The following is a 25,945-nucleotide window of genomic DNA, read 5'->3' as shown; positions in this document are numbered from 1 at the left end:
TTTTTAATCCATGGACTTCCAATTTACCTATTATCAAGGCAATGTCATCGCAAAATGTTCAATGGAGCATTTTGCGGTTGCCAACTGGTTTAATACGGAAGTCCCTCATCATTCTCAATTAATTTCCACCGCGCTTTTACACGTCCAACAAGCCAAATCTTTTACACCTGAACAAGAAAGCCAAATTTTAGGCAAAGAATACAGTTTGTTTATCAATGCAGATGAAGTAATGATCCGTGCTAATAATTTATCTATGAGTAATGACGATGAAGAGCTAGAACAGGATTTTCATTATTATGATGAAGAAAGTGTAGCGTTTCTAGGGTTGGAAGATTTTGAGCAATTTTTAAGATCTTATTTAGCCTTTGTAACCTAGTACTTAAGGTACTAGGTTAGCTAGGTTAAGCATGTTGTCATTACTGTAGTAATATTATTTCACAAAGGGATTATTCAATTTCTCCTGCCCAATCGTAGTATGTGGTCCATGTCCGGGGAGAACAACCATATCATCTGGTAATTGATACATTTTTTGCTTAATCGAATTAATTAAATCCGTGTGATTCCCACCGAGCAAATCGGTCCGCCCAATACCTTGCTTAAACAACACATCACCGGTAAATGCAATACCTTCATTATGCTCAATAAAACCAATGTGTCCCGGAGCATGACCGGGTAAATGTAGGATCTCAAATTCAAATCCTGCAATATTTAAAATTTCACCCTCTTTATCTAACCAATGATCGGGTTCAAAAGCATCAATTTCAAACACACCAAATTGACGAGATTGTTGTGGTAAAGCGGCAAATAAAATCTTATCCAAAGAATTTGATCCCATCATTTCTACATTAAAATATTGTTTTAACTTGGTTGCAGCACCAACGTGATCTAAATGTCCGTGAGTCAGTAAAATCCCTTGCAGATCTAACCCTAAGGCATCAATACGTTTAATTAATTTAGGCGCATCTCCACCCGGATCGATAATAGCGGCTTTTTTCTCGTCATTCCAAATAATAGAACAGTTTTGTTGAAATGCCGTTACTGGAATAATCTCAATATTCATTTTCCCACCTTAAATAAGCATGAATAAAAACAACAAAACCGCCAAACTGCGGTTCTGTTTCTCGTTATTTTCCTTTGATTAACCACGCCAAGTACGCACTGGACCGGTATCAACATGAACAAAATTACTTCTCGGATAATAACCAACACCCCCATTGTTTAAACGTTCTGCACTGGCTTTAATTTTAGCTAATGGTACACCGTCAATACGGAAATCTACTGCCTGACCTTTAATATGGTAACTATTTGATGCAACACCACGAGAATGTTTACGTAAACTATTGTTGGTCGCTTGCGTACGATAACCTGAAATAATTTGAATTTCTGTATTACGCAAACCTAAGCCACCTTGGATATTATACAATTTAGTATATAACTTTGGATCCATGGCACGAGCACGGTTTAAATGCCAATCACGCATAAACCAATTTAATTTTTGTAATGTGGTATTTGAGAAACCTTTACCTTCCGCAAATTCAGAGCTAAATGTTTCTCCGGTATTAATATTTCTTAAACGCAAAATTCGTGGTTTTGGTGTGGAAACGACCGCTAATACGGAGTTAGGTGATAAAGTTGCTGCTCCCAGCACAATTCCTCCTAAAGATAACCATTTGCGGCGACTATGGTTAATTTCTGTCATTTTTCGTTCTCTATATTTGTGTAATGATGATAATTAGAGTAATACTACTCTGCTTAGTTCAAAAATTATAGGCTAAATTTTTAGCCTATAACGTTTTAAAGATATTTCTGCACCGTATTCCAGTTAATGTAATTCGGTGCACTTAGCTTATCATAGCCATAAATATCTGGCAAAGTCTGTACTTTACCATTTTCAATCCAAGTTGTCACATAGTATAAATATACAGGGTTATCAGATTGAATCGGCACAGATGTGGTTTTCTTACTGGCTAAAACCCTCTGTTTTTTATCCATTGACCAACCCGCTTCTTTTAATAATACACTCGCTAATTCATCAGACTTAGATACTCGTACACAGCCAGAACTTAACGCCCTTGATGTTTTATTAAATAAACTACGATTAGGCGTATCATGCAAGTAAATCGCATCAGAACTTGGCATATTAAATTTAAAACGCCCTAACGCACTGTCATCGCCCGCCTTTTGACGAATACGGAATGGTACGGATTTACTATTCACATATTGAGACCAGTTCACGCTGTAAGCACTAATTTTATTTCCTTTACTATCAAAAATTTCCAAACTTGCCCGCTCTGCATAACCGGGATCACGGGCTAATTTTGGCACAATATCTTTAGTTAAAATAGTATTCGGGATATGCCAAGGTGGATTCACTACCAGATTACTTAATTTGCTATACATTACAGGGGTTTTACGTGCTTCTTTACCCACAATAACACGAGAATTTAAGACTAATTCACCATCACGATAATAGTTTAATTGATAGCTTGGAATATTGACAAAAATACCATTTTCAAAGCTCGGAATAATCCGTAAACGTTGTGCATTTAAGGCTAATTTATACAATATAGTACTGGATTTTTCCTTATCAGTCATGGCTAAACTATTTGAGATATATTGTAATGTTTCCTGATATAAATGATTACTTGCCGATAATATATTCACAAAATCTAAATTTTGATTATTTTGCACCGCAGTTAACCAAAGTTCAATTAACTCATCCTCAGGTTTATCGGCTTTATAACTATTTTGCGAATATAACCAATTCTGTGCTAATGACGGCACTTTCTTGGTATAATACATATAGCTTAAAAAAGCATCGGTTAATAAAATATCATGTTGAATCTCTTCTACCGGCGTTACGCTAATAGCATCCAAGGAAATTGCGGCACGAATAGAGATCCCACTGGCAACCAAGCCAGCATATTCATGTAAAAATTTCTTTTTAGCACTTTCATCTTGCCAAATGGGTGAAAATTCTCTAGCCGCATAAATCTTCGCTAAAGTGGAATAAAACTGTATAGGTTGATTTCCCATTAATTCCACTATTTTTGCTTCCGCTTGTTGCTGTTTTTCTAATTCAAGACGAGCTTGTTCGGCAGCTTTCGCTTGTGCAATTTGCTGATTCGCTTGTTCCACATTAATGCTTTCTTTCTGCACATTCGTACCCGAATTAAAATAATCTGACACCGTACAGCTGGTACATAAACCAGAAATTAAAATCACTAATGGTGCAAACTTAAATCGCCGCGCTTTTGCTTTCATTAAAATCCTTAAACTTAATCAAAATACACCGCACTTTGCCCCTTTACACCCCTAATTTAAGGTAAACTGCGGTAAAAAATTATTTACTTTTGTGCCTTATCTTCAACTGATTGAGAATCACCTTGAACAGTTCTAGCCGTTTCTGCATTAAATTTCACTAAATCTGCTGCCATTTTCTCCGTTTCTTTTAAAAAGAAATCAGGAGCTTCATAATCTTTCGGTAAATCATCAATATGTTTTAATGCTTTCTTACCCTCTCTAGCAAATCTTGCATTCAGATCTTTTAACCGTCTTGCGTCATCTTTATCGTGCTCTGCTTTACGTGCTTCATAATTTAATGATAAGAATTTACGCTCACGGCGTTCATCACGAATTTTCAGCTCTTCATTTAATGCCATAAATTCAGGATCTTTAGCGATACGTTGCAAGTGTTTTTCATTTAGCGTTTCTACTGCTTGACGCGCATTCCCTACCTCGGAATAAGTCGCGGCGGGAATTTTATCCCATGGCAATGCATTATCTTCTTTTTCTTCGCCAGTTTCTTTCGTATCAATAATTTCAGGGAAGTTAATATCCGCAGCTACCCCTTTTAACTGGGTACTTCCCCCATCAATACGATAAAATTTTTGAATAGTGTATTGAATAAACCCTAATGGATCTTGATTTAAATCATACACAAAATTTAATGAACGACTTTGTTGAACGGTACCTTTACCAAAGGTATTTTGACCCACAATAATAGCACGGTTATAATCTTGCATTGCTGCCGAAAAAATCTCTGATGCTGAAGCACTGTAACGGTTAATCATCACTAATAAAGGACCAGAATAAACTTGCGCATTGTCAGGATCTTCATGTACCCGAATACGATTATAAGCATCACGAATTTGCACCACCGGACCATCAGAAATAAATAACCCACTTAATTCAACCGCTTCTGTTAATGCCCCCCCACCATTCTCACGTAAATCAATAATTAATGATGTGGCTTTTTTGGTTTTCATTTCATTTAACAATTTGCGTACATCTGCCGTTAAACCAATATAGAAAGTCGGAATTTTAATCACAGCAACATTTTCACCATTAACTTTTTCGACCGTTAATTTGGCAGCACTATCTTCAATACGCACCTTATCACGCACTAACGTAATAATTTTATTTTTCCCACCTTTTTCTGGCTCAATTTCTAAACGAACTTTACTGCCTTTTTTGCCTTTAACCTTTTCAACCACATCTTCTAAACGCCAACCGACCACATCTTCAATCTCACCTGTGGCTTGCCCAACACCGATAATCTTATCACCTGCTTTTAATTTTTTACTCAGCGCAGCAGGCGCCCCCGGAACAAGAGACTGAATAATCGTCATATCATCTTCTTGGCGTAAGGTTGCGCCAATCCCTTCCAATGATAAGTTCATGCTTTCATTAAAGTTTTTGGCAGCTCGTGGTGATAAATAGCTAGTATGCGGATCAATTTCCCGAGCAAAAGCATTCAAATACAGTTGAGTAACATCGTCCGACTTAGTTTGAGTTAAACGACGAATGGCTAAATTATAACGTTTGGTTAACGTTTTCTTAATTTCAGGCCATTTTTTATCTTTTAATTTAAGATCTATAATGTCATTTTTAACGCGTTGTTCCCACAATTTATTCGCGTCTTCTGTGGTTTTCGCAAAAGCCGCTTTTTTACGATCAATTTCAATCTGATCATTAGTGGTTAAATTGGGTTCTTTATCTAACAAAGATAAGGCATAAGCATAACGTTCATAACGGCGTAATGTCATCAATTCATACATTGCAAAGGCAATATCTAATTTACCTTCATTTAATTCATCATCTAATTGATTTGCATATTTTTCACGCAATTCATCAATATCCGACTGAATAAATAAATTATGGCTATAATCTAATAGATCTACATAACGATCAAAAATTTTTTGCGAAAAAGCATCATCTAATTGAAATTTACGATAATGGGATTGAGTTAAACGCGTGGTGACACGTTTGGTTGCTAATGAATTTTCTTCCGTTGCTTGGGGGATTTTAACTTCACTTAATTTGATACTTGGTGCAACCGCACTCACTGCTCCTGAAAAAAACGCAGTTACCAGTAAAACTGAAATATAATTAGCTCTGATAAATTTCATTTTTGACTTTCCTAATAAAAGAAAAACATCATCTAGGCATCCTATAGATGTATAAACGCCGTAATTCACATTTTAACTTAACGATCACTACGGCATTAAAATATTATTATGCAAATAAACGCTCAGCCGTCACGTTCATGACTAACCCATTATCTAATTGAACGCGCGCTGCACCTTTGACAATTTCTAAAATTACCGCATTTTTTGCCCTATCGCCTACTTTTACCTTAACTTGGCTGCCCTGTTGTAAAGAATCAAGAGAAACTGCCCTTAATGGTGCCTTGGCTTCATGTTGACGTAGAGTGACGGGCTTTTTATTTAATTTATTATTCGGTTTATTCTGCTGTGGCTTACGTACTGCACGTTTTTTCATTTTTTCTTTCGCTGCCACTTTTTCAGCTGCGCGTTTCTCCGCCAACTTCGCTTTCGCCTCAGCCAACTGTTGTTGTGCATGTTCTGCATGTTGTTGTTCTAACACGCCGGCTGGATTACCCTGTAAATCTACACGCTCCGCCCCTAAACGACATCCATGTAAATAACGCCAATTTGATGTATATTGACGTAATGCATGACGTAATTGTGTTTTGCTCACATTTTCATCATCCGCCAACGCCTCTGCTAGATCTTGGAACACACCAATTTTAAGAGGTTTTGCTTCCCCCTCTACACTAAAACAAAGGGGGAATTTTTCCGCCAAATACGCAATAATTTCTTTATTTGAACGTTTTGTGACATCTGCACTCACGTTATTATCTTGTTGTTTAACTTGTTCTGTATTTATTTCAACAAATTGTTGAACATCAGTTGTTTGTTCTGTTGTCATATATCAAATCTTAGAATAAAAAATATGCCGTATTTTACCGTACTTTAAGGAATATACGCAATCATTTATGGATAAATTTCAGGGGCAATTGAATTTTAAAGATTATTTTAAATAAAAATATTGACAATATTTGACTAAACCGATATTTCTATCACATTCATATTTTATTTATTTTGGAGAACATCTTATGTCACATTTATCTATTGCCAAATTCGGTGGAACGAGTGTAGCAAATTATCCTGCAATGGTGGCTTGTGCCAATATTGTTATTGCTGATCCTAATACTCGAGTAGTAGTTTTATCTGCTTCTGCTGGTGTTACCAACTTATTAGTCGCTCTGGCTAACGGAGTGGATAGCACTCAACGAGAAAAATTAGTCGGCGAAGTCCGTCAAATTCAAGAAAATATCTTAACTGAATTAAAAAATGATTCTCTCGTCCGACCTGAAATTGAACGTTTATTAAATAACATTGACTCATTATCAGAAGCCGCTAGCCTAGCGACTTCTGCGGCCTTAACCGATGAATTAATCAGCCACGGTGAAATGATGTCAACACGTATTTTCATAGAAATACTACGTGAATTAAAGGCTCAATCTACATGGGTCGATGTACGTTCAGTCGTAGCGACTAATAGTCACTTTGGCAAAGCTGCACCGGATGATGATTTAACCCGAAAAAATAGCGATAATGTGCTAAAACCATTAATTGATCGTGGTGAATTAGTGATTACTCAAGGTTTTATTGGACGTGATCCAGAAGGTAAAACCACTACCCTAGGTCGTGGTGGTTCAGACTATTCTGCTGCTTTAATTGCGGAAGTGCTAGATGCGAAAGATGTGTTAATTTGGACAGATGTAGCGGGTATTTACACCACCGATCCTCGTATTGTGCCAAATGCTCAACGCATTGATACCATGAGTTTTGCGGAAGCCGCAGAAATGGCAACATTCGGCGCGAAAGTATTACATCCAGCGACACTTCTTCCTGCTGTACGTAGCAATATTCCTGTATATGTGGGTTCAAGTAAAGCGCCACAAGACGGTGGTACTTGGGTGACTCGTGATCCGCAACCACGCCCTACTTTCCGAGCCATTGCGTTACGCCGTGATCAAACCTTATTAACCCTTTCAAGCCTTAGCATGTTACATGCACAGGGATTCTTAGCAAATGTCTTCGGTATTTTAGCTAGACACAAAATTTCGGTGGATACCATCACAACATCCGAAGTAAGCGTTGCGCTCACTCTTGACAAAACAGGGTCAGCATCATCTGGTGCAGATCTACTTTCTAATGAATTATTGACTGAACTAAGCGAAGTTTGTACCGTGAAAGTTGATACTGGTTTGTCTCTCGTCGCGCTTATCGGCAACGACTTACACGTTGCTTCCGGTATCGCCAAACGTGTCTTCACCGCTTTAGAGAAATATAATATACGTATGATTAGCTATGGTGCGAGTACCAATAATATTTGTACATTAGTGCCTAGCCACCAAGCTGATGATGTAGTGCGAGCATTACATAAAGAGTTATTTGAATTATCTGAATAGTTTTATTATTTAAATTAATATTAGGCGTTGACTTGAGCAACGCCTAATTAATCAAAATATCCCGAATGCCTGCCAGCATCAGCACCGAAAGCGGATAATAAATCATCGGTTTGTCATAAACAGGCAGCAGTTGCTTGGATACGCCACGAGTAATCGGGTACAGGCGAGTGCCTGAACCACCAGCGAGAATAATACCTTTCATCCTTATTCCCCCAAGCCTAAACGTTGATTGTAGCTACCGTCTTGAATCGCTTGCCACCACTCTTGATTATCTAAATACCATTCCACGGTTTTACGCAAGCCTGTTTCAAAGGTCTCAACAGGTTTCCAGCCGAGTTTTTGCTGCATTTTAGCCGCATCAATCGCATAATGTTTATCGTGTCCGGGGCGGTCTTGCACAAAAGTAATCAGCTCACGGAATGAGTTAATTTGAGAAAAGTGCGGTGCAAATTTGGCGAGTTTTTCACTGCCTTTTAGACTATCCAAAATGTCGCAAATGGTTTCCACCACGCTTAAATTCGTTTTCTCGTTGTGTCCACCGATATTGTAGCTTTCGCCAATTTCGCCTTTGCTTAATACCAAATGCAAGGCTCGAGCGTGATCTTCCACAAACAGCCAATCACGGATTTGATCGCCCTTGCCATAAATCGGCAGCGGCTTGCCGTGAATAGCATTTAAAATCACCAGCGGAATGAGTTTTTCAGGGAAATGAAACGGCCCGTAGTTGTTAGAACAGTTCGTCAGCACCACTGGCAAGCCGTAAGTGCGGTGCCAAGCTCGCACCAAGTGATCGCTTGACGCTTTAGACGCAGAATAAGGACTGCTCGGAGCGTAGGGCGTGGTTTCGGTGAACAAATCGTCCGTGCCGTGCAAATCACCAAACACTTCATCGGTTGAAATATGATGAAAACGAAACCCCGCTTTTTTCTCGCCACTCAAGCCGTTGTAATAATGACGAGCCACTTCAAGCAAAGTGTAAGTGCCGATAATATTCGTTTCAATAAAGGCAGCTGGCCCGTCAATCGAGCGATCAACGTGGCTTTCTGCGGCTAAATGCATCACGGCATCGGGTTGATATTTCGCAAACACTTGCTCAAGGGCAGTTTTATCGCAAATATCGACTTGCTCAAAGGCATAGCGTGGATCGTTTGCGACACTTTTGATTGAGTTAAGATTACCAGCGTAGGTGAGTTTATCCACGTTTATTACGCTGTCATTTGTGTGGTTAATTATATGGCGAACCACTGCTGAGCCGATAAAGCCTGCACCGCCTGTGAGTAGGATTTTCATTTTTGTTCTCTTAGCTGCTCTTTTATCAATAACTTTTTCACTTCTCGATCAAAATCACTTTCATAATTTTTATCTTGAATGACACGGTATTTCTCATATTCACTTTCCGCTTTCAATTTCGCTTGTAACATAGAAATTTTACCTGAATCTTTTAAAATCGGATAATCCACCAATTCTAAAAATTGTGCCAAAAAACGATCCCAATCTTGCATATTCATCACTTGACGATTTTTCGCTCGGGCTTCTGCCATATCCAAATATGCCGATACGATTTGTGCTAATACTTTAAGATGTTCTTCATTCAAATAATTTTTAGCCACAACCACATCGCTTTTTAAAATCTTGCCATTTGGGGCGTGTTTCCACGTCTTCAAGCCCATATAGATTTTTGTGGCATCAGCTTCGGTATAGATAATTTCCGCTGCGGTTTTGCCTGTAATCGCCCAATGCAATTTATTTTGCACTGTGGCGAAAAACTGCTTAGTAATATCCGCTTGACTATCATAATCGGCACTTAAGGCATAAATATCAGTGATTTTTTGATATAAACGCCGTTCACTCAAACGTATCTCACGAATACGCTCCAACATCTCATCAAAATAATCAATGCCGAAATGCTGCCCTTGTTTCAAGCGTTCATCATCTAAAGCAAAACCTTTGATAATATAATCGTGCAACACCGACGTTGCCCATTTGCGAAACTCTACTGCACGCTGTGAATTTGCCCGATAACCTACGGCGGTAATGGCTTTGAGATTATAATATTGCGTAATGTAGTTTTTACCATCAGCAGCAGTATGTCGGAAATTCCGACATACTGAATTTTCATCTAATTCCCCACTTTCAAAAATCTTTTTCAAATGCTCCGTAATGGTACTTCTGCCTTTTTCAAATAGTTCCGCAATAGCTTTTTGTGTTAGCCATAGGGTATTATCTTGAAAGTACACATCAATATTGACCTTGCCATTTTCTGCTTGAAAAAGTACGAAGTTATTGAGTTGTACTAATTCTTTTAGATCTCGCATACGACTCTCCACTATTTTCCATTAGCAATCTTTAACGCCAATGCTCGCCCTTTTTCAGTTAAGCGATAGCGTTGTAAACGGCTGTTAGGTTTATCGGGGATGGTCATTTCGGCAATGCCTTGTTCAAGTAATGGTGTAAGAATTTGCTGTCTAAACTTCGTCCGATTGCTTCGACTTAGCCAATTCATCAAATCAAGTAATGAATGTTCATCTTGCCACTGTTCTAATAAAAATTTCTGTTCATCTATTAAGCAAATATCTGACTTGGTCCCGACTTGGTCCCGACTTGGTCCCGACTTGGTCCCGACTTGCATGGTAACATGGTCGGTGACTTGTCCCTGACTTCCCCCCAACTTGTCCCCCGCTTGCTCTATATCCCCCAACTTTTTCGCCAACGGAAAAGTCACCTTTGAAAAGGCAATACTTTTATCAAAATTGACTTTCGTGTGTGTTTCTGTTTCCCAAACTAAAATTTTATCAAATCCAAAACCAGCATTTTCAGCCAGTTTGACGTGGCGAAATAATTTTGCAATCACTGGATTTCGGGGAACTGAAACATCGGTTTTTAACAATTCTTCTATCGGCAAGGGAAAACTACCGGGATTTTCAAATTCAATGCGATCAGAAAAAATCCGCACTCTGGGTTTTGCCACACTGAAATAATCGGTGTGCATTAACATATTGACCAAGGCTTCTCGCAAGGCTTCAAGTTGCGGACTATTTTCTACTGCAATGCCTAAATCATTCATTTTAAACGGCATATCCACATAGCGTTTTAGCCGTTCAATAATCGCAAAATAATATTCCCACAGATTTTCTTGCTCTTCTAAACGGAAAGTATAGCGTGGCTCTGCTTCCGCATAAGAACGCCCCGGGATTTCCAATAAATCTACCCGAAAATCTGAAATATTGCGGTTAATAGCAATATTTTTACCCAAAAACAGCAAGCCTCCGTAAGTTAAATGTTCGCCGTCCACAATTTGCAAACGTTGCAAAAATTCATCTTCGGGCATCGTATTATAGGGCAAAGCAGGGTTAAATCGTGCCATATAATCACGATAACGCCCCAGTGTAGTGCGGTTTATATCATCAAGCGTGGTTCTTAGTGCTGGCTTGGCTGACATCACCCCAAATAATTGATCACGCAATAAGGCATTTATTTCTTCTTTACTGGCTCGCTGATCGCCACTGCCTGTACGGATAAATGTATTTGCCAATTTATTAAAATAAACAGGTTTTTGCTCCGCAGCTGGAATAAAAAATGCTAAGACTGTTTTATTATCAAAATGATATTTTTTACATAGCGGATTGATTAACACACTGAATTTATCCCGACTGCGTAATACTGTGGTGAAATTCTGTTCGAGTTTTTCTGCGTTCGACACGCCGACAATCTCATAAATTTTGCCTTTTTGCTCAATACCTAACACAATCCAACCGCCCGAACCATTACTAAACGCACTCACCGTTTCCCAAATATTTTCAGGCAAGCCATTGTGGGCTGACTTTACTTCAAAATCGTCCCATTCTATATCGGTGAGTTTTTGTAACAGTTCGGTTTTGTTCATTGTTCTTTCTCTCGCTTTTAAGTTGTCGTGGTTATGATAAAAATATAACAAAACTGCGGTGTTTTTTTCAGGACTTTTTGCAAAATTATGCGTTAAGTTTCTCTCTCCACACCAAATCACAAATCCCATCTACAGGATTAAAACTCGCTGGGAATTTCAACAATAATTCTCGTACCAATTTCACATCTGCATTTGCACAAGCATTACCTAATTGCTCTAACAATACGCTCAATTCACTCCAATCAAGCATAATTTCTTTTGCGGTCATAATGCGTGGGTGCGTGCTTTTTGACACATTATCGCCAATCAATAACTCTTCGTACAGTTTTTCACCTGGGCGTAAACCGGTGATTTTGATTTCAATGCCATTTGGATTTTCTACGGATTTTTCTTTCATTCCCATTAGGGAAATCATCCGTTTGGCTAAATCAATGATTTTTACTGATTCGCCCATATCCAATACAAACACATCGCCCCCGACACCCATTGCTCCAGCTTGGATTACCAACTGTGATGCTTCAGGAATGGTCATAAAATAACGGGTAATTTCAGGGTGCGTTAAGGTAATCGGACCACCTTGCTCAATCTGTTTTCTAAATAATGGTACAACAGACCCCGAAGAACCCAGTACATTACCAAATCGCACCATACAAAAACGAGTTGTGGCTTGTGCTTTAGCTTGAGCCTGTAAAACCAGTTCTGCAATACGCTTAGTTGTTCCCATTACATTTGTCGGGCGAACTGCTTTATCCGTTGAAATCAAAATAAAACTTTCAACCGCAGTTTCAATTGCCGACAACGCACAATTTAACGTGCCGAAAATATTATTTTTTACCCCTTCAATCATATTATATTCCACCAAAGGAACGTGTTTATAGGCGGCTGCGTGATAAAGCGTGTTGATTTTAAATGTGGACATCACTTTCATCAAATGGGCTTTATTTTGAATTGTACCTAAAATCGGAATCAGTTGAATATCCAGCTGATTACGCTTAATCACTTCACGCAATTCGGCTTCAATGGCATATAAACTAAATTCATTAAGCTCAAATAATACTAATTTTTTCGGCTGTTGATTGATAATTTGACGGCATAATTCTGAACCAATCGATCCGCCCGCCCCTGTTACCATTACATTTTTATTGACGATATTCGCTTTTAATAAATCGTTAATCGGTTTAACTGGATCACGCCCTAATAAATCATCAATCGACACTTTATTTAAGGTAGATAATTTGGCTTTGCCTGTAACCAAATCTTCCATTCCGGGAATAGATAACACTTCACACGGAAGTGCGGTTAAATTTTCAATAATTTCTCGGCGGCGACTCATCGGCACACTCGGAATAGCGAGTAAAACTTGTTGCACATTATGCTGTGCAATCAAGCGTTCTAATTCTGCTGGGGAGTAAACGGTAATGCCGTGCAAGGTTAATTTATGTAATTTACGATTATCATCTACAAATGCCGCCACAAAATAACCACTCATTTGGTTTAATGCAGTTAAAAGCTGACGACCTGAATCGCCAGCTCCGTAGATGATTACGCATTGCCCTTTATCTTTCCCTTTGTTTAACAAGCTTCGAAAAGTCAAGCGACTAGAAATGATTAAAATTGTCAAAAAAAAGAAATATAAAAATGGAATGCTTCTTGGCATCCAAATATTAAATAAGAAAGACAACAATAATAAAATAGCTGTAGAAAAAGCAGTGCCTACTAATACGCCTTTTACAATTCTTATCGTAACAAAGCGTAAAACAGCACGATATAAACCAAGCTTAATAAATACTAATATGCTAACAGGGAATAAAATAGCAAATACGTTCAAATATTCACCGTCAAATAAATTTATGGCGTTATCTTCTAGCCTAACAATAAATGCACCAAAATAAGCGATTGCAACCAAAAATATATCAACAAATATAGTGATGATTCTTTTGGTTGTTCTTGATAAATTTAAAATATTATCCAACATACTCTATTCCTAAAAATATAAAGCGAATAGAACTATCCGCTTTATTTTTCATCTTATTTGATTTTCACGATCACAGCCTTAATCGCCCCAACTACTCTCTCCAAACTCTGCTCACTCAAAGTCGGGTGCACCAAAAACATCAAACTGGTTTCGCCCAGTTGCACCGCATTTGGCAAACGCGTTTGTGGTCGCCACGGTGTATTATCAAAAGCCTTTTCCAAGTACACTTCCGAGCAAGAACCGCTATAACAAGGAATACCCAAGGCATTGATTTCTTGCATAATACGATCTCTTGACCAGCCTTGTGGTAATTGCTCAACATTCACTTGCACATAGCACTTATAAGCGGCGTGAACATAGTCTTTCGGTGTGTGATGCACGGTAAAATACGGTGAATTTTCAAAGGCTGCCAAAATCTTTTGCATATTTGCATTACGTTTTTGTGTCCATTCTGTCATACGTCTAAGCTGAATACGCCCAATCACGGCTTGCATTTCCATCATACGCCAGTTCGTACCAAAAGAATCGTGCAACCAACGGAAACCTGCTGGGTGCTGTTTGTGATATACACTGTCATAACTTTTGCCGTGATCTTTATACGACCACATTTTATTCCATAAAGCTTCATCATTCGTGGTAACCATACCACCTTCACCGCCTGTGGTCATAATCTTATCCTGACAGAACGACCAAGCCCCGATATGTCCAATAGAACCAGCCGAACGCCCTTTATACATCGCCCCGTGTGCTTGAGCACAATCTTCAATTACATACAGCCCTTTTTCTTCTGCCAACTGCATAATCGGATCCATATCGCACATTAAACCAGCCAAATGCACGCAAATAATGGCTTTGGTATTTGGTGTTAAAACCGCTTCAATGGTACGGCGTGAAATATTTTGGCTGTCCAATTCCACATCAGCAAATACAGGATTTGCCCCAGCAGTAACAATAGAACTAGCAGAAGCCAAAAAGGTACGAGATGTAACAATCACATCATCGCCAGCACCAATGTCTAACGCTTTTAATGCAACATCTAAGGCAACCGTACCGTTGGTTAAAGCCACTGCGTATTTGGTTTGAGCAAACTGTGCAAATTCTTTTTCAAATTCACGGCATTCTTGCCCTGTCCAATAATTTACTTTATTAGATAAAATAACCTGAGATACCGCATCAGCTTCTTCTTGCGTAAATGACGGCCAAGGTTCAAGTGATGTATTAAGCATAATTGCTCCTTAAAATTAGGATAATTTTATTAAATTAAGGGATATAAATTTCAGCTTCGCCATCAATAACTTTTTTGTTATTAACAGTACAAAATGTCCTAAATGTTACTCTCTTTTTAGATATATCAACATTTATGACTTCAACTGTAGCTGTAACTGTATCATTTATATATACAGGTCTTAAAAACTTTAATGATTGAGATGTATATACACAGCCTGGACCTGGTAATTTCGTTCCAAATAACTGAGAAAAAAATCCAGCTGACATTAAGCCATGAGCAATACGTTTTTTAAAACGGCTATTTTCTGCATATTTTTCATCAACATGTATAGGATTATGGTCTCCCGATAATCCAGCAAATGCTTTTATATCACTATCTGTAATCGTTTGAGAATATGATAAGGTCATTCCAATTTCAATATCTTCAATAGGGATAGCCCCTAAATGAAATGTTTTAGTCATTACGTTGTCTCCCTAATGGCTTAGCAGGATTTCCAAATACGGTTACTCCAGCTGGAACGCTTTTTGTTACAACCGCCCCCATACCAATAACCGCACCTTTACCAATGGTAATAGGACGTTTTGGTGTTCCTTGTTTAATTACCGCTCCCGTGCCAATATAAGCATGATCTTCAATGTGTACATTACCATTACATTTAACACTAGGGGCAAAAGTTACATAATCACCAATAATACAATCATGAGCCACATAGCTATAAATGTTGGCATGAAATCCTTTACCAATTTTAATGTTAGACGTTAAACAAGTAAATGAACATAAAATACTTCCTTCTCCAATAACAACATCATCTAACACAACTGTATTTAGTGCTTGTATAGATAACTGCGGTATATTGTCCTGTTCTAATTTTACGGATAATAGCTCTCTTACCGCACTATTTGCGATAGCAATCACTACACCTTTATCTTGCTCTGAACTAGATAAAAACTCATTGTAGCTAATTACTCTGTATTGATTTAAATCATTTAATTCACTACCATCATCAATAAATACAAAGTTTTCTTTTCTTAAATTTGGATATTGCTGCCTAACTAAAGGCATCACTTCTTTACCAAATCCGCTTGCCCCATAAATACCAATATACATAATTACCTCTTAATTTGTAAATTTGAATTACTGTAAACTTTCAATCGCACCATGCTGAGTGGTGTGTCGGAAATGCCGACATACCACTTCTTCATCTAATTCACCACTTTCAAAAATCTTTTTCAACCGTTCGCTATCAATAAAAAAAACTTTTTCTAAATAACTACGCAACACCGTGTTTGCCCAACGGCGAAACTGCACACCACGTTTACTACGAACACGGAAACCAACCGCTAAAATCATTTCCAATGAATAATGCTGAGTTTGATATTGCTTGCCATCTTCGGCAGTTATAAAGGAATCCTTTATAACTGAAATCTCTTCTAACTCGTTGTCTTGCAAGATGTTCTTGATGTGTAAGCCGATATTTTGGACAGTGGTGTCAAAAAGTTCAGCTAGTTGATTTTGCGTGAGCCAAACTTGATTTTCACGAACTAATAAAGCAACATTGCTTTTGCCGTCATCAGTATTGTAGATGATTAGATCATTCATTATTCACCTTTAGATCCTGTAAACTTCGGCATTGTCGCATCATTTGCTGCATTAATATCGTCTTTCGCAATGACTTTTTTCACGGTTTGCAACATAATCTTGAAATCCAACCATAACGATTGATTTTCCACATACCACACATCAAGTTTAAATTTTTCTTCCCACGAAATTGCATTACGCCCATTAATTTGTGCATAGCCTGTAATTCCAGGGCGAACATTATGTCGCTTGGCTTGTTCTTCGTTGTATAAAGATACATATTCCATTAATAGAGGACGAGGACCGACTATACTCATTTCACCTTTTAGTACATTCCACAATTCGGGCATTTCATCTAAACTTGTCGCACGCAACATTTTACCAAAATCGGTTAAACGCTCTGCATCAGGCAATGGATTACCGTCTTTATCCACCGCATCTTTCATTGTGCGGAATTTAATCATTTTAAAGGGTTTACCACTTAACCCTGGGCGAGTTTGCTTAAATAACACAGGCGAACCTAAATTTTTCTTAACCTTATATGCAATGATTAGGAATATAGGGGAAAGAATGACTAAAGCAATGCTTGAAATTAAAATATCTAATAGGCGTTTCATTGATATATGCTCACAGAAGGTTTATTTTAAATTTTCTAAATGTTGAATATACTTAGCAGCCAATAATTCTCTATTAAAATTCTCTTGGGCAAATTTATAGCCATTTTCACCTTCTCGAACCAATCGCTCAGGATTACGCATATACTCTCGAATAATTCTATTATATTCATCAATATTTTCAGGTTCTACATATGAGCCTGCATTTGCAGTTTCTACAAGTTCTCGAGAAACGCCATCTATTGCCATTAAAATCGGTTTCTTACATGAAAAATAATCAAATGTTTTGTTTGAATACACAGTTTTAAATGTATCTACTTTTTTTAATACAGAAACACCCATTTCTGAAGCTAGAATATACTTAAACACTTCTTTTTTAGGCACAGCATCTAAAAAACGAACATTTCTTACATTCATTTTTTTTGCTTTATCTATTAGCGTAGCTTTTTCCATTCCTTGCCCAATCAAAAGAAACAATACATTAGTGTCTTCCAATATTTTACCAGCTTCCAATAGTTGTTCTAAATTGTTTGCCACACCATGAGCACCAACGTATGTAACAACAAAATATTCATCAATATTATGTTCTTTTCTAAATTTATCTCTATCAAAACTTAACATAACTTCTTCTGACAAACTAAAGTCTGCCGCATTTGGAATCATCAATAGTTTTTCTATCGGAATACTCTTTTTATCACGAAGTATATTATAAAAAGCAGGCGTTAATACATTTATGAATTTTGACTTTTTGTAAAGAAATTTTTCTACAGCATAGGCTAATTTTATAATAAATTTATTTGTAAGGATACCTGTATCAATCGCTGATTCAGGCCATAAATCTCTAACCTCAAACACCATAGGTTTTCGTTTAAATAGTGAGATGATATATCCTGAAACTCCGATAAAAAGTGGTGGAGATGTTACAATGACGACATCATATTCACCTTTAGCTTTAAATAATCCAGCCCACAATGAAGAGAACATAAAAGAGAAATATCCCCATAAACGCCCTAAGAATCCATTATTATAAGACTCTGAAACATGGGTTCTATGCACGTCTATTTTCCCTTGCTTTTTCTTACAAAAGTATTTTCCTTTATACTCTGCTCTTTTCTCCAAGCCATTAGCATGAATCATACCAGCAATAACTGTAACTTGATGCCCCTTTTCTACCCAGTTCTTCGTTAATTCATTCCAACGAGAACCACCAGCATCATCTTCTTCTAAAAAATATTGATGCAATAATAAAATTTTCATAATTTCTATACCTAATAAAAAAATGGAATTATATCAAATTTCTAATGTTAAAATTAACGCTAGATATTACTATAATCTGACTATTAATTTTGTTTCAATTTTTTTCTTAAATGGAAAGCTTATAGCCTTACCTGTTTCTATAACACCATAATATTTTGAATCAAATGAAACAACGTTTCTTGGCTCTAAAACAGTATTATTTTCTGACACAACAAATTCTATAGGATTATCATCAATATGCCAGATTTGCTGTTTTTCATAACTATCTAATCCAATAATTTCATCTGTAATAAACCAAATTAATTTACCTTTTACTTTCCTAACTTCTCGAAATATTCTTGCTTCTTCATTTAAGAAACTATAGCCCTTTATAACACCATTAAAAGTATAACAATCTTCTGTTTCTGCAATAACACTATTCTCTTTTTGAGTCCAATAATACCAAATAAATCTATCCCCTTTTAACATTTGAGATTGACCATTCACGACTACAGTATTATGAGACTGCGTCCCCATAAAATAATTAAGATTTTCTTGAGTGGTATTGTATTTATAAGTACCAGAATCTCTTAAGATATTTTTGCCAGCCACCCATACATCAATGTGCAAATTATCTGCTTGAGCGGGACGATCTTTATGTGAACCACATCGAATAAATGTAAATGTATTTTGATCACAAATTAAAATATAACCACCGATAGGATATTCAATAATACCCTGTATTTTATGCAAAGCTGGATAATGCGTATCTATTTTCTTAGATATTCCCCACCAATTTAGCTCTGTTGAAAATAATTCATCTGCATATAAATTCTTTCCTGTTAATAATTTATGCAAAGAATTTAATTGCGGTCTATAGTCCCTATAATCAGTATCAGACCAAGGGAAGAATAATGCACCATCATTTGAACCATAATTAGGTAACCAACCATTTTCATCTTGTGTACATTGATATAAAAAATTTAATGATTTATATGCTTTATCATAGACAACATTAGAAAATGGTTTTCCAACCCTTTCTGTTATGGAGATACCAAATGTTAATAACTGAATAACAACACGATGATAATTCATAGAAAATTGCAAAAATGTACCATCATCATAAATTTGATAAGCAATTTCTTGCTCAAACCATTTCCTGCCTTGTTTAGCCCATTTTTTCGTTTCAGAAATAAATGGGAACAATATTTCAGAAAGAGCTAAACATAATGTTTCTGTAATCGCATGATTATTTCGCACTGCAATCCTTGAAAAATTAATATGAGTATAAACATGATGAAATGAAGCATAAATCACATTTATTATTTTTTCCCATCTATTTTCTGTCAGCGCAGCACTATCTTTATAATAATTTAAAGCAAAATACCAATTAAACAGTCTTAGCGAAATTTCTTGACTACAACGCCAGTTTGGACCTTTGTTAATATGATTATGATCAATCCAAGATTCAATTTCTGAAAATACAAATTCACTCAGATCTTTTTCAAAATAGTAATCATATCTTATCAGGGTTAATAACCAAGAAAATCTTGATTTTTCCCAAACATATTTAATATCACCAGCGACTTCTGAAATATCTTGAATTTCAGACCAATGTTTATTAGCATCATAAACATAACCATTTGATGGGTTTGTAATCCAATTATAGCCTTTTCCTAAATATAGCCATTCAGCATTAAAAAACTCCAATTCGCCTGCTAAAATACGCTTCGCTTTTTCCTCCAACACAGGAAAATCTCTTTCTTGATTTTTAAAATTAATTAAAAATCCTGCATTATTCACAGTATATTCATTTCTCCATTGTTCAAGAGAAATGTGATTACTAAATGATAAATCCGTTGGGTGTTTACGTTTTAACAGTCCAAGACGCTTTTCTATTTCGTGATGAACTCTATATATGAAATAACGAGTTCCCATATTCTTGTAAATTTGTAAGATATTCATCGTATTAACCCTCTTGCAAAATTACGAACCACACTGACATTTAAAACCAAACAATACAAAAGATATGATGCGATATATATCATAAACATTATAGCCAAATACGCTGATGTTTGTATTTTGCCTATCCCATCTAGTTCTATACATTGCATAGTATAATCAAGTATTAAATATGCTAATAAGCAAAAAATAGAGACCTTAACTACATCCACATAGACCCTACTTTCAAGAAAAATACGGTATTTAGACGCTAAAAACGAAATTAGAACTATAGTTGAACATATCCCAGTAATTGATACTGCAAGAGAAATACCACTTACTCCCCAATAATTTGAAAACACATAGCAAATCAGCATATTTAATAATAAAAATGCAATACCAGTAATAATAGGTAGTTTCCTATCATTCAAGGAATAAAATAACCTTACAGATAAATTGTTAATTGCAAAAAAAACAGTTCCGATGACATACATTTTAAATACATCGCTTGTCATTACGACTGATTCATTATTAAACGCTCCTCTTTCAAACACTATTGATACAATATATTGAGAGAAAGCAAACAAAAATAGGCTAACAGGTAATAAAATCACAATAAACACACTAATTGAATTATTAAATAGGGCATTTATCTTATGCAAAAAATCATCTCTATCTTTATCAATGGAGACAAATTCACTATATATTACATTTACAACTGAGATAATAAGAAATGTATTAACCAAGCTATGTATATTTCCTGAATAATTAAGTGCTGACAAGCTCCCTTCAGATAAATTTGTAGCTATAGTACGATCGTAAATCTGACCTATATATATCATACTACTTCCCACTAAGGTAGAAAGTGAAATAATAGAGTTAGTTTTAAAATTTACGCTTGTAATCTTATATTTATAACCATAAACCACCCCATACAAAGTAATAAAAGTTACTATTGAAGAGATAAGAAAACTATAAATAATCGCATCTATACCATACTGATGATAAAATAAAAATAGGGTGCTGAGTACAACAATACTATAAACCACACCTGCAAGCTCACCAATACCAAATCTTTTTTCTGCATTTAAAATACTAATGAGAAAAAAAGACAGTGATTGAAAAAAAAATGCCAAAGAGTTTATTTTTATGTAATCTGACAAGATGCTTAACTCTTCTAAAGAATAGTTTCCTGCTACCATACTTGCTACTGATTTTGAAAAAACAAAAAACAGTACAGAAATAAGCAAAGATATACATAATGTATAATTAAAACTTTCAAAAGATTTATCTAACCATTTTTCTCCAAATAATTTCTTGTTTCTACCATGAGTTGAGATATAACCTAAACCAATAGATGCCCCGACAATGCTAGACAAAGCAAAAAAGACACCGTATGAGAAATAATACATATCTATAGAAAGTGATGTACCAAAATAGTTGGCAAGAGCCATTTCTCTAAAAAAACCAATTATTTTAGAGAAAATACTAACTGAAAATATAGTTAGCACAGAATATATAATGCCTTTTTTGGCCATCATAATCTCTTCCTCAAATTCTTATTGAACACCAGTTTTAACATACAATAAATAAAATAGGAGAGAATAATGCTAAATACCAATATAGAAAATGCATTATAAACTGAACCTCTTCCCATAATAATATAAGAGCAAGCTACAGAAACTAATAAGACTAATTTAAAAAAACGACTCTTTTGAGCTGAAACTAAATGATCAAAAGCCACTACATAAAATGCCCAAAAGATGCCTAAAAAAATACCATAGTCACCTAAATTAGCATAACAATCACCAAATAAGGTTGGATGGGTACTAAAGCCTACTAAATCAGAACGATATGCTGATCCCATAGAGATCGCAAAATCAGGGGGTTTTAAACCAAATGCCAAACCGCTAGGAATCAAAACCATCAACATTCTTATATAAGTATGCCCTTCATTAAAATTCGAAAAGTTGTTGTTATTATTTATAAAGTAATAAAAAACTTCTCTTAAGCTTAATTCACCTTGACCACTAGAAATATGTTCTAAAACTTGCCTATTAAATTCTGAAAAATTAAAACTATTTAAAAACGTATCAACTGTTCCATAATATCTGAACATCAATAGTGCATTAATCAAATACAAAGAAAAAACAGCAATAAAACCAAATAAGGCTATTTTCCCAAATGTCATATTTCTCTTCACATATAAAAGATAAATCATCACGCAAATCAACAGGGGCAACACTTCTATCCTGTTACGAGTAAACAACACACACATCATAATAAGAAGTGCTGATAATATAGTATATTTTTTATTTTTTATAATTAGAGCATACAATAAAGCTGATGAGAAAGGATAATACAAACTCAGAATAAGCTTAGAAAAAGACAAATAATCCTGCTCTAATATCATTTCTCGCCCAGAACCCCAAGATGAAGATAATAGAGAGCCTGCAAATTGATATATTTCATACAATTTATAAAAAACAACAAAAAATAGCCCCCAAAACAAAATCCGCATAACCGTTAAAGAATGATCGAAAACTTCAAATGCCCTGACCTTCGTCTTTTTAGATAAAAACAAGATTGATAATGTTTCTCTAGCTAGAATATAGATAAAACAAAAACCTATAACAAAAACCGAAGCATCATCAATTACCCAAGGTAAATACCCCGTTTCATTTGAGAATGTGGTTAATAGATGTGGAATACCAAACATCATCAATAAGGTAGCCCACAAAAACACACTCAATGAATTATGATCATATTCTCTTTTGCATATAAATAATATCAAAAAAAACTGCATCATTCCTAATAGGATAGCCATATCTTAACTCAATATATTCCTAATTAACTCAACTTCTTTTTCAACAGTATTTTTTGCATAATACTTCTCATTCTTTTGATAAGGTTCTTTTTTCTTCAAATCCAATAGCATTTCTTCCAAAGAAACCCCTTTTATATTTTCATTATCAATAAAAGCGACATTATCAAAAAATTCAAACACTTCATGACAAACAGGAATATCTGATGTAATAACAGGTATCCCAAAAGTTGCCATTTCACACATCATTAAGCCTTGAGCATCTGTTCTTGTTGGCATTAACGCACAACGAGATTTATTTAAAACATCAATAATTTCATTATGATTGAGATATGAATCTCGCCACTCAATATTCGGTGCTTTTTGATTATAAGACCAAAATTTACCTTTGCCGACAATCAAAAATTTTAATTTAGGATTTTTAAACGCAAGCTGATTAATTAAATCAATACAATATTTAGACCCATCTATGTTTCCACGAATAGTAACAAAATCATATTCTTTTTTAGATGAATGATCATATACTAAAGTCTCAAAATCCTTACCAATACAATTATAAGTAATAGATGAAGCAGGAGAAATCTTTGATTCTTCAATTTTAGTCCATTTCAAAAATTCATCATACATCCATTTACTTACAAATAGATAATGTGTGTCTTTAATATCACGTTGATAAACCTTATTCCAAATAAATAACTTTATTTTATCATACACTTCTTGTATGATAACTTTAATTAAAGAGTTTGATTTATCATAATCATAAGGTTTGGAATAGACTTTTCTGACATTCAATACTTCGTGTCCATGGAAAACATTGATCTTTTTCTTAAAATACTTACCATATTTTAAAAATAAAAATAAGTGACTTTTTAGGTTTGGTTGATGTGATATTAATACATCATATTCTCTATTTTCAATTTTTTCCACCGCACTTTTATATGAATAGACACTTATATCATCAACTACATAATCATTTTTTGCACTAAAATTTAAAACATCAATATCTAATCCAGCTTGCTTATAATAAATATTGCGAACCTGTACGAAAAAATGTGATACTTTCTCATTTGGCAATGAATAGGATTGAACTGCTACTAAAACTTTCATTATTTAAATCCTGTTTTTCAAATAGGAACACGGAATACCTACATTAATCGTATTTTTAACATAGCTATTTTTACTACACAATGAATTTGCGCCAATGACACAACCATCATTAATAGTTACGTCATTAAAAATACTAGTATTTCTACCAACCCACACATCATTTCCAATCTTAATCATTCCTTTTATTGCTTGCTGATGCCTAATTAAAGAATTTAATTTAATATTATGTGTAGAATCTCTTATACTGCAAAATTCTGCAATCAAAGTATCATTGCCTATTTCAATATAATTTAAACAAGATATGGTAACTGAGTGAGTGAGCTTTACATTATCTCCTATATTCAGATTAGCTCCCTTTGGGACTTCCAAAAAACAATTATGACCAATGTCAAAATTCTTACCTATGGATATTCCAGAATGCGGGGGATATTTCCATATCACTTTTTCACCAACTCTAGGCAAACCGATAATCTTACCTCCGCAAATTTTGACATAACAATAAAATTTTAAGGATCTAATAACAGAAATTATTTTTTTTAAGATCTTAAAGATAAAATGCATCAGACTAAACACCTACACCACAAAAATCTAAAATTACTTTTGAAGTATTTAAAAATAATTTTTTAAATTCATTATGAGCAACCAAAAAAACAACAATATCAGCTTTCTCAGCTGCTTCCTGATACTCCGTCAATTCAAATGTTCTATGTTCTGAAACATTTGGTTCTACGACATAAATATCAGAATGATTTAAATCTTGTATAACTCGTTCAGCAATACTCACTGCTGGTGATTCACGCAAATCATCAATATTAGGTTTAAATGCTAACCCCATTAAAGCAATTGATGGCTGAAGATTGTGTTTCAATTTAAATTCCAAAGATGCATTTTTTATTTTTTCAACACACCAAAAAGATTTATAATTATTCGTTTCTCGAGCTTGAGCAATCATCCGAGATTCCATAGGAAAATCAGCAGTTAAAAAATAAGGATCAACTGCGATGCAATGCCCACCAACACCACAACCGGGTTGTAAAATATTTACCCTTGGATGCTTATTAGCTAAACGAATCAATTCCCACACATTAATATCTGCTTTATCGCATATTAATGAAAGTTCATTTGCAAACGCAATTTGAGAATCTCGCGAAGCATTCTCCGTTAATTTACACATTTCAGCAGTACGGGCATTTGTAGGGTGCAATTCCCCTTTAACAAATTGACTATAAAAACCTAAGGCTTTTTGAGTTGAACGTTCATCTACACCACCAATAACGCGATCGTTATAAACTAGCTCATACATCACATTACCAGGCAATACCCTTTCAGGGCAATAAGCCAAGAAGATTTTATTTTTTAATTCAGGACGTTTGGAGAAAATAAGCTCCATCATTTTTTCTGTTGTGCCAACGGGCGACGTGGATTCAATAATATATAAATCATTCTCCTTGAGTAAAGGAATAATGCTTTCCGTTGCAGCTTGAACATAAGATATATCTGGTTGATGATTTCCTTTAAACGGTGTAGGAACGACAATTAAATAAGTATCTGCAACAACAGGCTTAGTATCAGCTTTTAAAAAGCCCTTTTCTACTGCGTTTGCAACCGCTTTATCCAATTCTGGTTCAACAATATGTATTTTCCCAGCATTAATTGTATTTACTACATTTTGAGAAATATCAACCCCATGAACAAGAATCCCACTATTTGCAATTAATGCCGATGTTGGCAACCCAATATAACCCAAACCAATTGTTACAACTTTAACATTCATTG

The 25,945-nt window shown here is 35.4% G+C and carries 22 protein-coding genes and 2 pseudogenes; 2 read left to right on the top strand and 22 right to left on the bottom strand.

Features of this window, described 5'->3' with window-relative positions:
• Nucleotides 1–10 precede the first annotated feature (10 nt).
• Nucleotides 11–376: a YacL family protein gene (locus E0709_RS05500; protein WP_132300757.1), complete on the top strand. Its 366-nt coding sequence runs from the start codon at nucleotides 11–13 to the stop codon at nucleotides 374–376.
• A gap of 54 nt (nucleotides 377–430) precedes the next feature.
• On the opposite strand, the gene E0709_RS05495 is transcribed toward E0709_RS05500, so the two are convergent.
• The 5 genes from E0709_RS05495 to proQ all read right to left on the bottom strand — a co-directional run bounded on the left by E0709_RS05495 (nucleotide 431) and on the right by proQ (nucleotide 6,234).
• The gene (locus tag E0709_RS05495) at nucleotides 431–1,060 is read right to left on the bottom strand and encodes an MBL fold metallo-hydrolase (RefSeq protein ID WP_132300759.1); all 630 of its coding nucleotides are present in this window, start codon (nucleotides 1,058–1,060) and stop codon (nucleotides 431–433) included.
• Between the two features lie 78 nt (nucleotides 1,061–1,138).
• The gene (gene mepK, locus E0709_RS05490; protein ID WP_132300761.1) at nucleotides 1,139–1,699 is read right to left on the bottom strand and encodes a peptidoglycan L,D-endopeptidase MepK; all 561 of its coding nucleotides are present in this window, start codon (nucleotides 1,697–1,699) and stop codon (nucleotides 1,139–1,141) included.
• Nucleotides 1,700–1,794: 95 nt separating this feature from the next.
• Entirely contained in the window at nucleotides 1,795–3,264 is a 1,470-nt protein-coding gene (locus tag E0709_RS05485; protein ID WP_132300763.1) for a L,D-transpeptidase family protein, read from the bottom strand.
• An 83-nt stretch (nucleotides 3,265–3,347) separates the two neighbouring features.
• On the bottom strand, nucleotides 3,348–5,411 hold the full coding sequence (prc, locus tag E0709_RS05480; RefSeq protein ID WP_132300765.1) for a carboxy terminal-processing peptidase: 2,064 nt from the start codon (nucleotides 5,409–5,411) through the stop codon (nucleotides 3,348–3,350).
• A 106-nt stretch (nucleotides 5,412–5,517) separates the two neighbouring features.
• Nucleotides 5,518–6,234, bottom strand: a complete 717-nt coding sequence (gene proQ / locus E0709_RS05475; RefSeq protein ID WP_132300767.1) for an RNA chaperone ProQ — start codon at nucleotides 6,232–6,234, stop codon at nucleotides 5,518–5,520.
• A gap of 187 nt (nucleotides 6,235–6,421) precedes the next feature.
• On the opposite strand from proQ, the gene lysC reads away from it, so the two are divergent.
• On the top strand, nucleotides 6,422–7,783 hold the full coding sequence (gene lysC, locus E0709_RS05470) for a lysine-sensitive aspartokinase 3 (protein ID WP_132300769.1): 1,362 nt from the start codon (nucleotides 6,422–6,424) through the stop codon (nucleotides 7,781–7,783).
• A 49-nt stretch (nucleotides 7,784–7,832) separates the two neighbouring features.
• Here the strand turns inward: lysC and E0709_RS05465 are convergent.
• From E0709_RS05465 to wecC, 17 genes and pseudogenes are all read right to left on the bottom strand, one after another.
• Nucleotides 7,833–7,985, bottom strand: a pseudogene (locus E0709_RS05465) (sugar phosphate nucleotidyltransferase); the annotation flags it as partial.
• Between the two features lie 2 nt (nucleotides 7,986–7,987).
• Nucleotides 7,988–9,073, bottom strand: coding sequence for a dTDP-glucose 4,6-dehydratase (gene rfbB, locus E0709_RS05460; RefSeq protein WP_132300771.1), 1,086 nt, complete (start codon nucleotides 9,071–9,073; stop codon nucleotides 7,988–7,990).
• Nucleotides 9,070–10,098 (bottom strand): virulence RhuM family protein, encoded by a 1,029-nt coding sequence (locus tag E0709_RS05455; protein WP_132300773.1) that lies wholly within the window; start codon nucleotides 10,096–10,098, stop codon nucleotides 9,070–9,072. Before E0709_RS05455 ends, rfbB begins: the two co-directional genes overlap by 4 nt.
• A gap of 11 nt (nucleotides 10,099–10,109) precedes the next feature.
• Nucleotides 10,110–11,666 carry a Fic family protein gene (locus E0709_RS05450; RefSeq protein ID WP_165867206.1) on the bottom strand — a complete coding sequence of 519 codons (1,557 nt, stop codon included), beginning with the start codon at nucleotides 11,664–11,666 and terminating at the stop codon, nucleotides 10,110–10,112.
• An 85-nt stretch (nucleotides 11,667–11,751) separates the two neighbouring features.
• Nucleotides 11,752–13,641: a polysaccharide biosynthesis protein gene (locus tag E0709_RS05445; RefSeq protein ID WP_132300777.1), complete on the bottom strand. Its 1,890-nt coding sequence runs from the start codon at nucleotides 13,639–13,641 to the stop codon at nucleotides 11,752–11,754.
• Between the two features lie 53 nt (nucleotides 13,642–13,694).
• On the bottom strand, nucleotides 13,695–14,867 hold the full coding sequence (locus E0709_RS05440; protein WP_132300779.1) for a DegT/DnrJ/EryC1/StrS family aminotransferase: 1,173 nt from the start codon (nucleotides 14,865–14,867) through the stop codon (nucleotides 13,695–13,697).
• A gap of 34 nt (nucleotides 14,868–14,901) precedes the next feature.
• Nucleotides 14,902–15,330: a MaoC family dehydratase gene (locus tag E0709_RS05435; protein ID WP_132300781.1), complete on the bottom strand. Its 429-nt coding sequence runs from the start codon at nucleotides 15,328–15,330 to the stop codon at nucleotides 14,902–14,904.
• Nucleotides 15,323–15,976: an acetyltransferase gene (locus tag E0709_RS05430; protein WP_132300783.1), complete on the bottom strand. Its 654-nt coding sequence runs from the start codon at nucleotides 15,974–15,976 to the stop codon at nucleotides 15,323–15,325. The genes E0709_RS05435 and E0709_RS05430 overlap by 8 nt, the downstream gene beginning before the upstream one ends.
• A gap of 120 nt (nucleotides 15,977–16,096) precedes the next feature.
• A pseudogene (locus tag E0709_RS05425) lies at nucleotides 16,097–16,468 on the bottom strand (virulence RhuM family protein); the annotation flags it as partial.
• Nucleotides 16,468–17,064, bottom strand: a complete 597-nt coding sequence (locus E0709_RS05420; protein WP_132300787.1) for a sugar transferase — start codon at nucleotides 17,062–17,064, stop codon at nucleotides 16,468–16,470. The pseudogene E0709_RS05425 and the gene E0709_RS05420, both read right to left, overlap by 1 nt.
• Before the next feature lie 21 nt (nucleotides 17,065–17,085).
• Nucleotides 17,086–18,318: a glycosyltransferase family 4 protein gene (locus E0709_RS05415; protein ID WP_132300789.1), complete on the bottom strand. Its 1,233-nt coding sequence runs from the start codon at nucleotides 18,316–18,318 to the stop codon at nucleotides 17,086–17,088.
• A gap of 69 nt (nucleotides 18,319–18,387) precedes the next feature.
• Nucleotides 18,388–20,262, bottom strand: coding sequence for a heparinase II/III domain-containing protein (locus E0709_RS05410; RefSeq protein ID WP_207905223.1), 1,875 nt, complete (start codon nucleotides 20,260–20,262; stop codon nucleotides 18,388–18,390).
• On the bottom strand, nucleotides 20,259–21,779 hold the full coding sequence (murJ, locus tag E0709_RS05405) for a murein biosynthesis integral membrane protein MurJ (RefSeq protein WP_132300791.1): 1,521 nt from the start codon (nucleotides 21,777–21,779) through the stop codon (nucleotides 20,259–20,261). Before murJ ends, E0709_RS05410 begins: the two co-directional genes overlap by 4 nt.
• Nucleotides 21,776–23,065: an O-antigen polymerase gene (locus E0709_RS05400; RefSeq protein WP_132300793.1), complete on the bottom strand. Its 1,290-nt coding sequence runs from the start codon at nucleotides 23,063–23,065 to the stop codon at nucleotides 21,776–21,778. The genes murJ and E0709_RS05400 overlap by 4 nt, the downstream gene beginning before the upstream one ends.
• A 3-nt stretch (nucleotides 23,066–23,068) precedes the next feature.
• On the bottom strand, nucleotides 23,069–24,169 hold the full coding sequence (locus tag E0709_RS05395) for a glycosyltransferase (RefSeq protein ID WP_132300795.1): 1,101 nt from the start codon (nucleotides 24,167–24,169) through the stop codon (nucleotides 23,069–23,071).
• Nucleotides 24,170–24,172: 3 nt separating this feature from the next.
• Complete coding sequence (locus tag E0709_RS05390; protein WP_132300797.1) at nucleotides 24,173–24,730, bottom strand: acyltransferase; 558 nt, start codon at nucleotides 24,728–24,730, stop codon at nucleotides 24,173–24,175.
• Between the two features lie 4 nt (nucleotides 24,731–24,734).
• Nucleotides 24,735–25,943: a UDP-N-acetyl-D-mannosamine dehydrogenase gene (gene wecC / locus E0709_RS05385; RefSeq protein WP_132300799.1), complete on the bottom strand. Its 1,209-nt coding sequence runs from the start codon at nucleotides 25,941–25,943 to the stop codon at nucleotides 24,735–24,737.
• Nucleotides 25,944–25,945: the final 2 nt, after the last annotated feature.

The organism is Lonepinella koalarum, assembly GCF_004565475.1.
Lineage (GTDB): Bacteria > Pseudomonadota > Gammaproteobacteria > Enterobacterales > Pasteurellaceae > Lonepinella > Lonepinella koalarum.
Note: the sequence above shows the minus strand (reverse complement) of the source record. Positions and strands in the feature narration are given on the sequence as shown.

Excerpts from the sequence above, each read along its gene's own strand:
- proQ (WP_132300767.1), bottom strand. The coding sequence starts at position 6,234 with ATGACAACAGAACAAACAACTGATGTTCAACAATTTGTTGAAATAAAT.
- E0709_RS05495 (WP_132300759.1), bottom strand. The coding sequence starts at position 1,060 with ATGAATATTGAGATTATTCCAGTAACGGCATTTCAACAAAACTGTTCT.
- E0709_RS05455 (WP_132300773.1), bottom strand. The coding sequence starts at position 10,098 with ATGCGAGATCTAAAAGAATTAGTACAACTCAATAACTTCGTACTTTTT.
- wecC (WP_132300799.1), bottom strand. The coding sequence starts at position 25,943 with ATGAATGTTAAAGTTGTAACAATTGGTTTGGGTTATATTGGGTTGCCA.
- prc (WP_132300765.1), bottom strand. The coding sequence starts at position 5,411 with ATGAAATTTATCAGAGCTAATTATATTTCAGTTTTACTGGTAACTGCG.
- E0709_RS05400 (WP_132300793.1), bottom strand. The coding sequence starts at position 23,065 with ATGGCTATCCTATTAGGAATGATGCAGTTTTTTTTGATATTATTTATA.
- E0709_RS05420 (WP_132300787.1), bottom strand. The coding sequence starts at position 17,064 with ATGAAACGCCTATTAGATATTTTAATTTCAAGCATTGCTTTAGTCATT.
- rfbB (WP_132300771.1), bottom strand. The coding sequence starts at position 9,073 with ATGAAAATCCTACTCACAGGCGGTGCAGGCTTTATCGGCTCAGCAGTG.
- E0709_RS05500 (WP_132300757.1), top strand. The coding sequence starts at position 11 with ATGGACTTCCAATTTACCTATTATCAAGGCAATGTCATCGCAAAATGT.
- E0709_RS05415 (WP_132300789.1), bottom strand. The coding sequence starts at position 18,318 with ATGAAAATTTTATTATTGCATCAATATTTTTTAGAAGAAGATGATGCT.
- E0709_RS05485 (WP_132300763.1), bottom strand. The coding sequence starts at position 3,264 with ATGAAAGCAAAAGCGCGGCGATTTAAGTTTGCACCATTAGTGATTTTA.
- E0709_RS05395 (WP_132300795.1), bottom strand. The coding sequence starts at position 24,169 with ATGAAAGTTTTAGTAGCAGTTCAATCCTATTCATTGCCAAATGAGAAA.
- E0709_RS05440 (WP_132300779.1), bottom strand. The coding sequence starts at position 14,867 with ATGCTTAATACATCACTTGAACCTTGGCCGTCATTTACGCAAGAAGAA.
- E0709_RS05445 (WP_132300777.1), bottom strand. The coding sequence starts at position 13,641 with ATGTTGGATAATATTTTAAATTTATCAAGAACAACCAAAAGAATCATC.
- lysC (WP_132300769.1), top strand. The coding sequence starts at position 6,422 with ATGTCACATTTATCTATTGCCAAATTCGGTGGAACGAGTGTAGCAAAT.
- E0709_RS05430 (WP_132300783.1), bottom strand. The coding sequence starts at position 15,976 with ATGTATATTGGTATTTATGGGGCAAGCGGATTTGGTAAAGAAGTGATG.
- E0709_RS05410 (WP_207905223.1), bottom strand. The coding sequence starts at position 20,262 with ATGAATATCTTACAAATTTACAAGAATATGGGAACTCGTTATTTCATA.
- E0709_RS05435 (WP_132300781.1), bottom strand. The coding sequence starts at position 15,330 with ATGACTAAAACATTTCATTTAGGGGCTATCCCTATTGAAGATATTGAA.
- mepK (WP_132300761.1), bottom strand. The coding sequence starts at position 1,699 with ATGACAGAAATTAACCATAGTCGCCGCAAATGGTTATCTTTAGGAGGA.
- E0709_RS05390 (WP_132300797.1), bottom strand. The coding sequence starts at position 24,730 with ATGCATTTTATCTTTAAGATCTTAAAAAAAATAATTTCTGTTATTAGA.
- E0709_RS05450 (WP_165867206.1), bottom strand. The coding sequence starts at position 11,666 with ATGAACAAAACCGAACTGTTACAAAAACTCACCGATATAGAATGGGAC.
- murJ (WP_132300791.1), bottom strand. The coding sequence starts at position 21,779 with ATGATGGCCAAAAAAGGCATTATATATTCTGTGCTAACTATATTTTCA.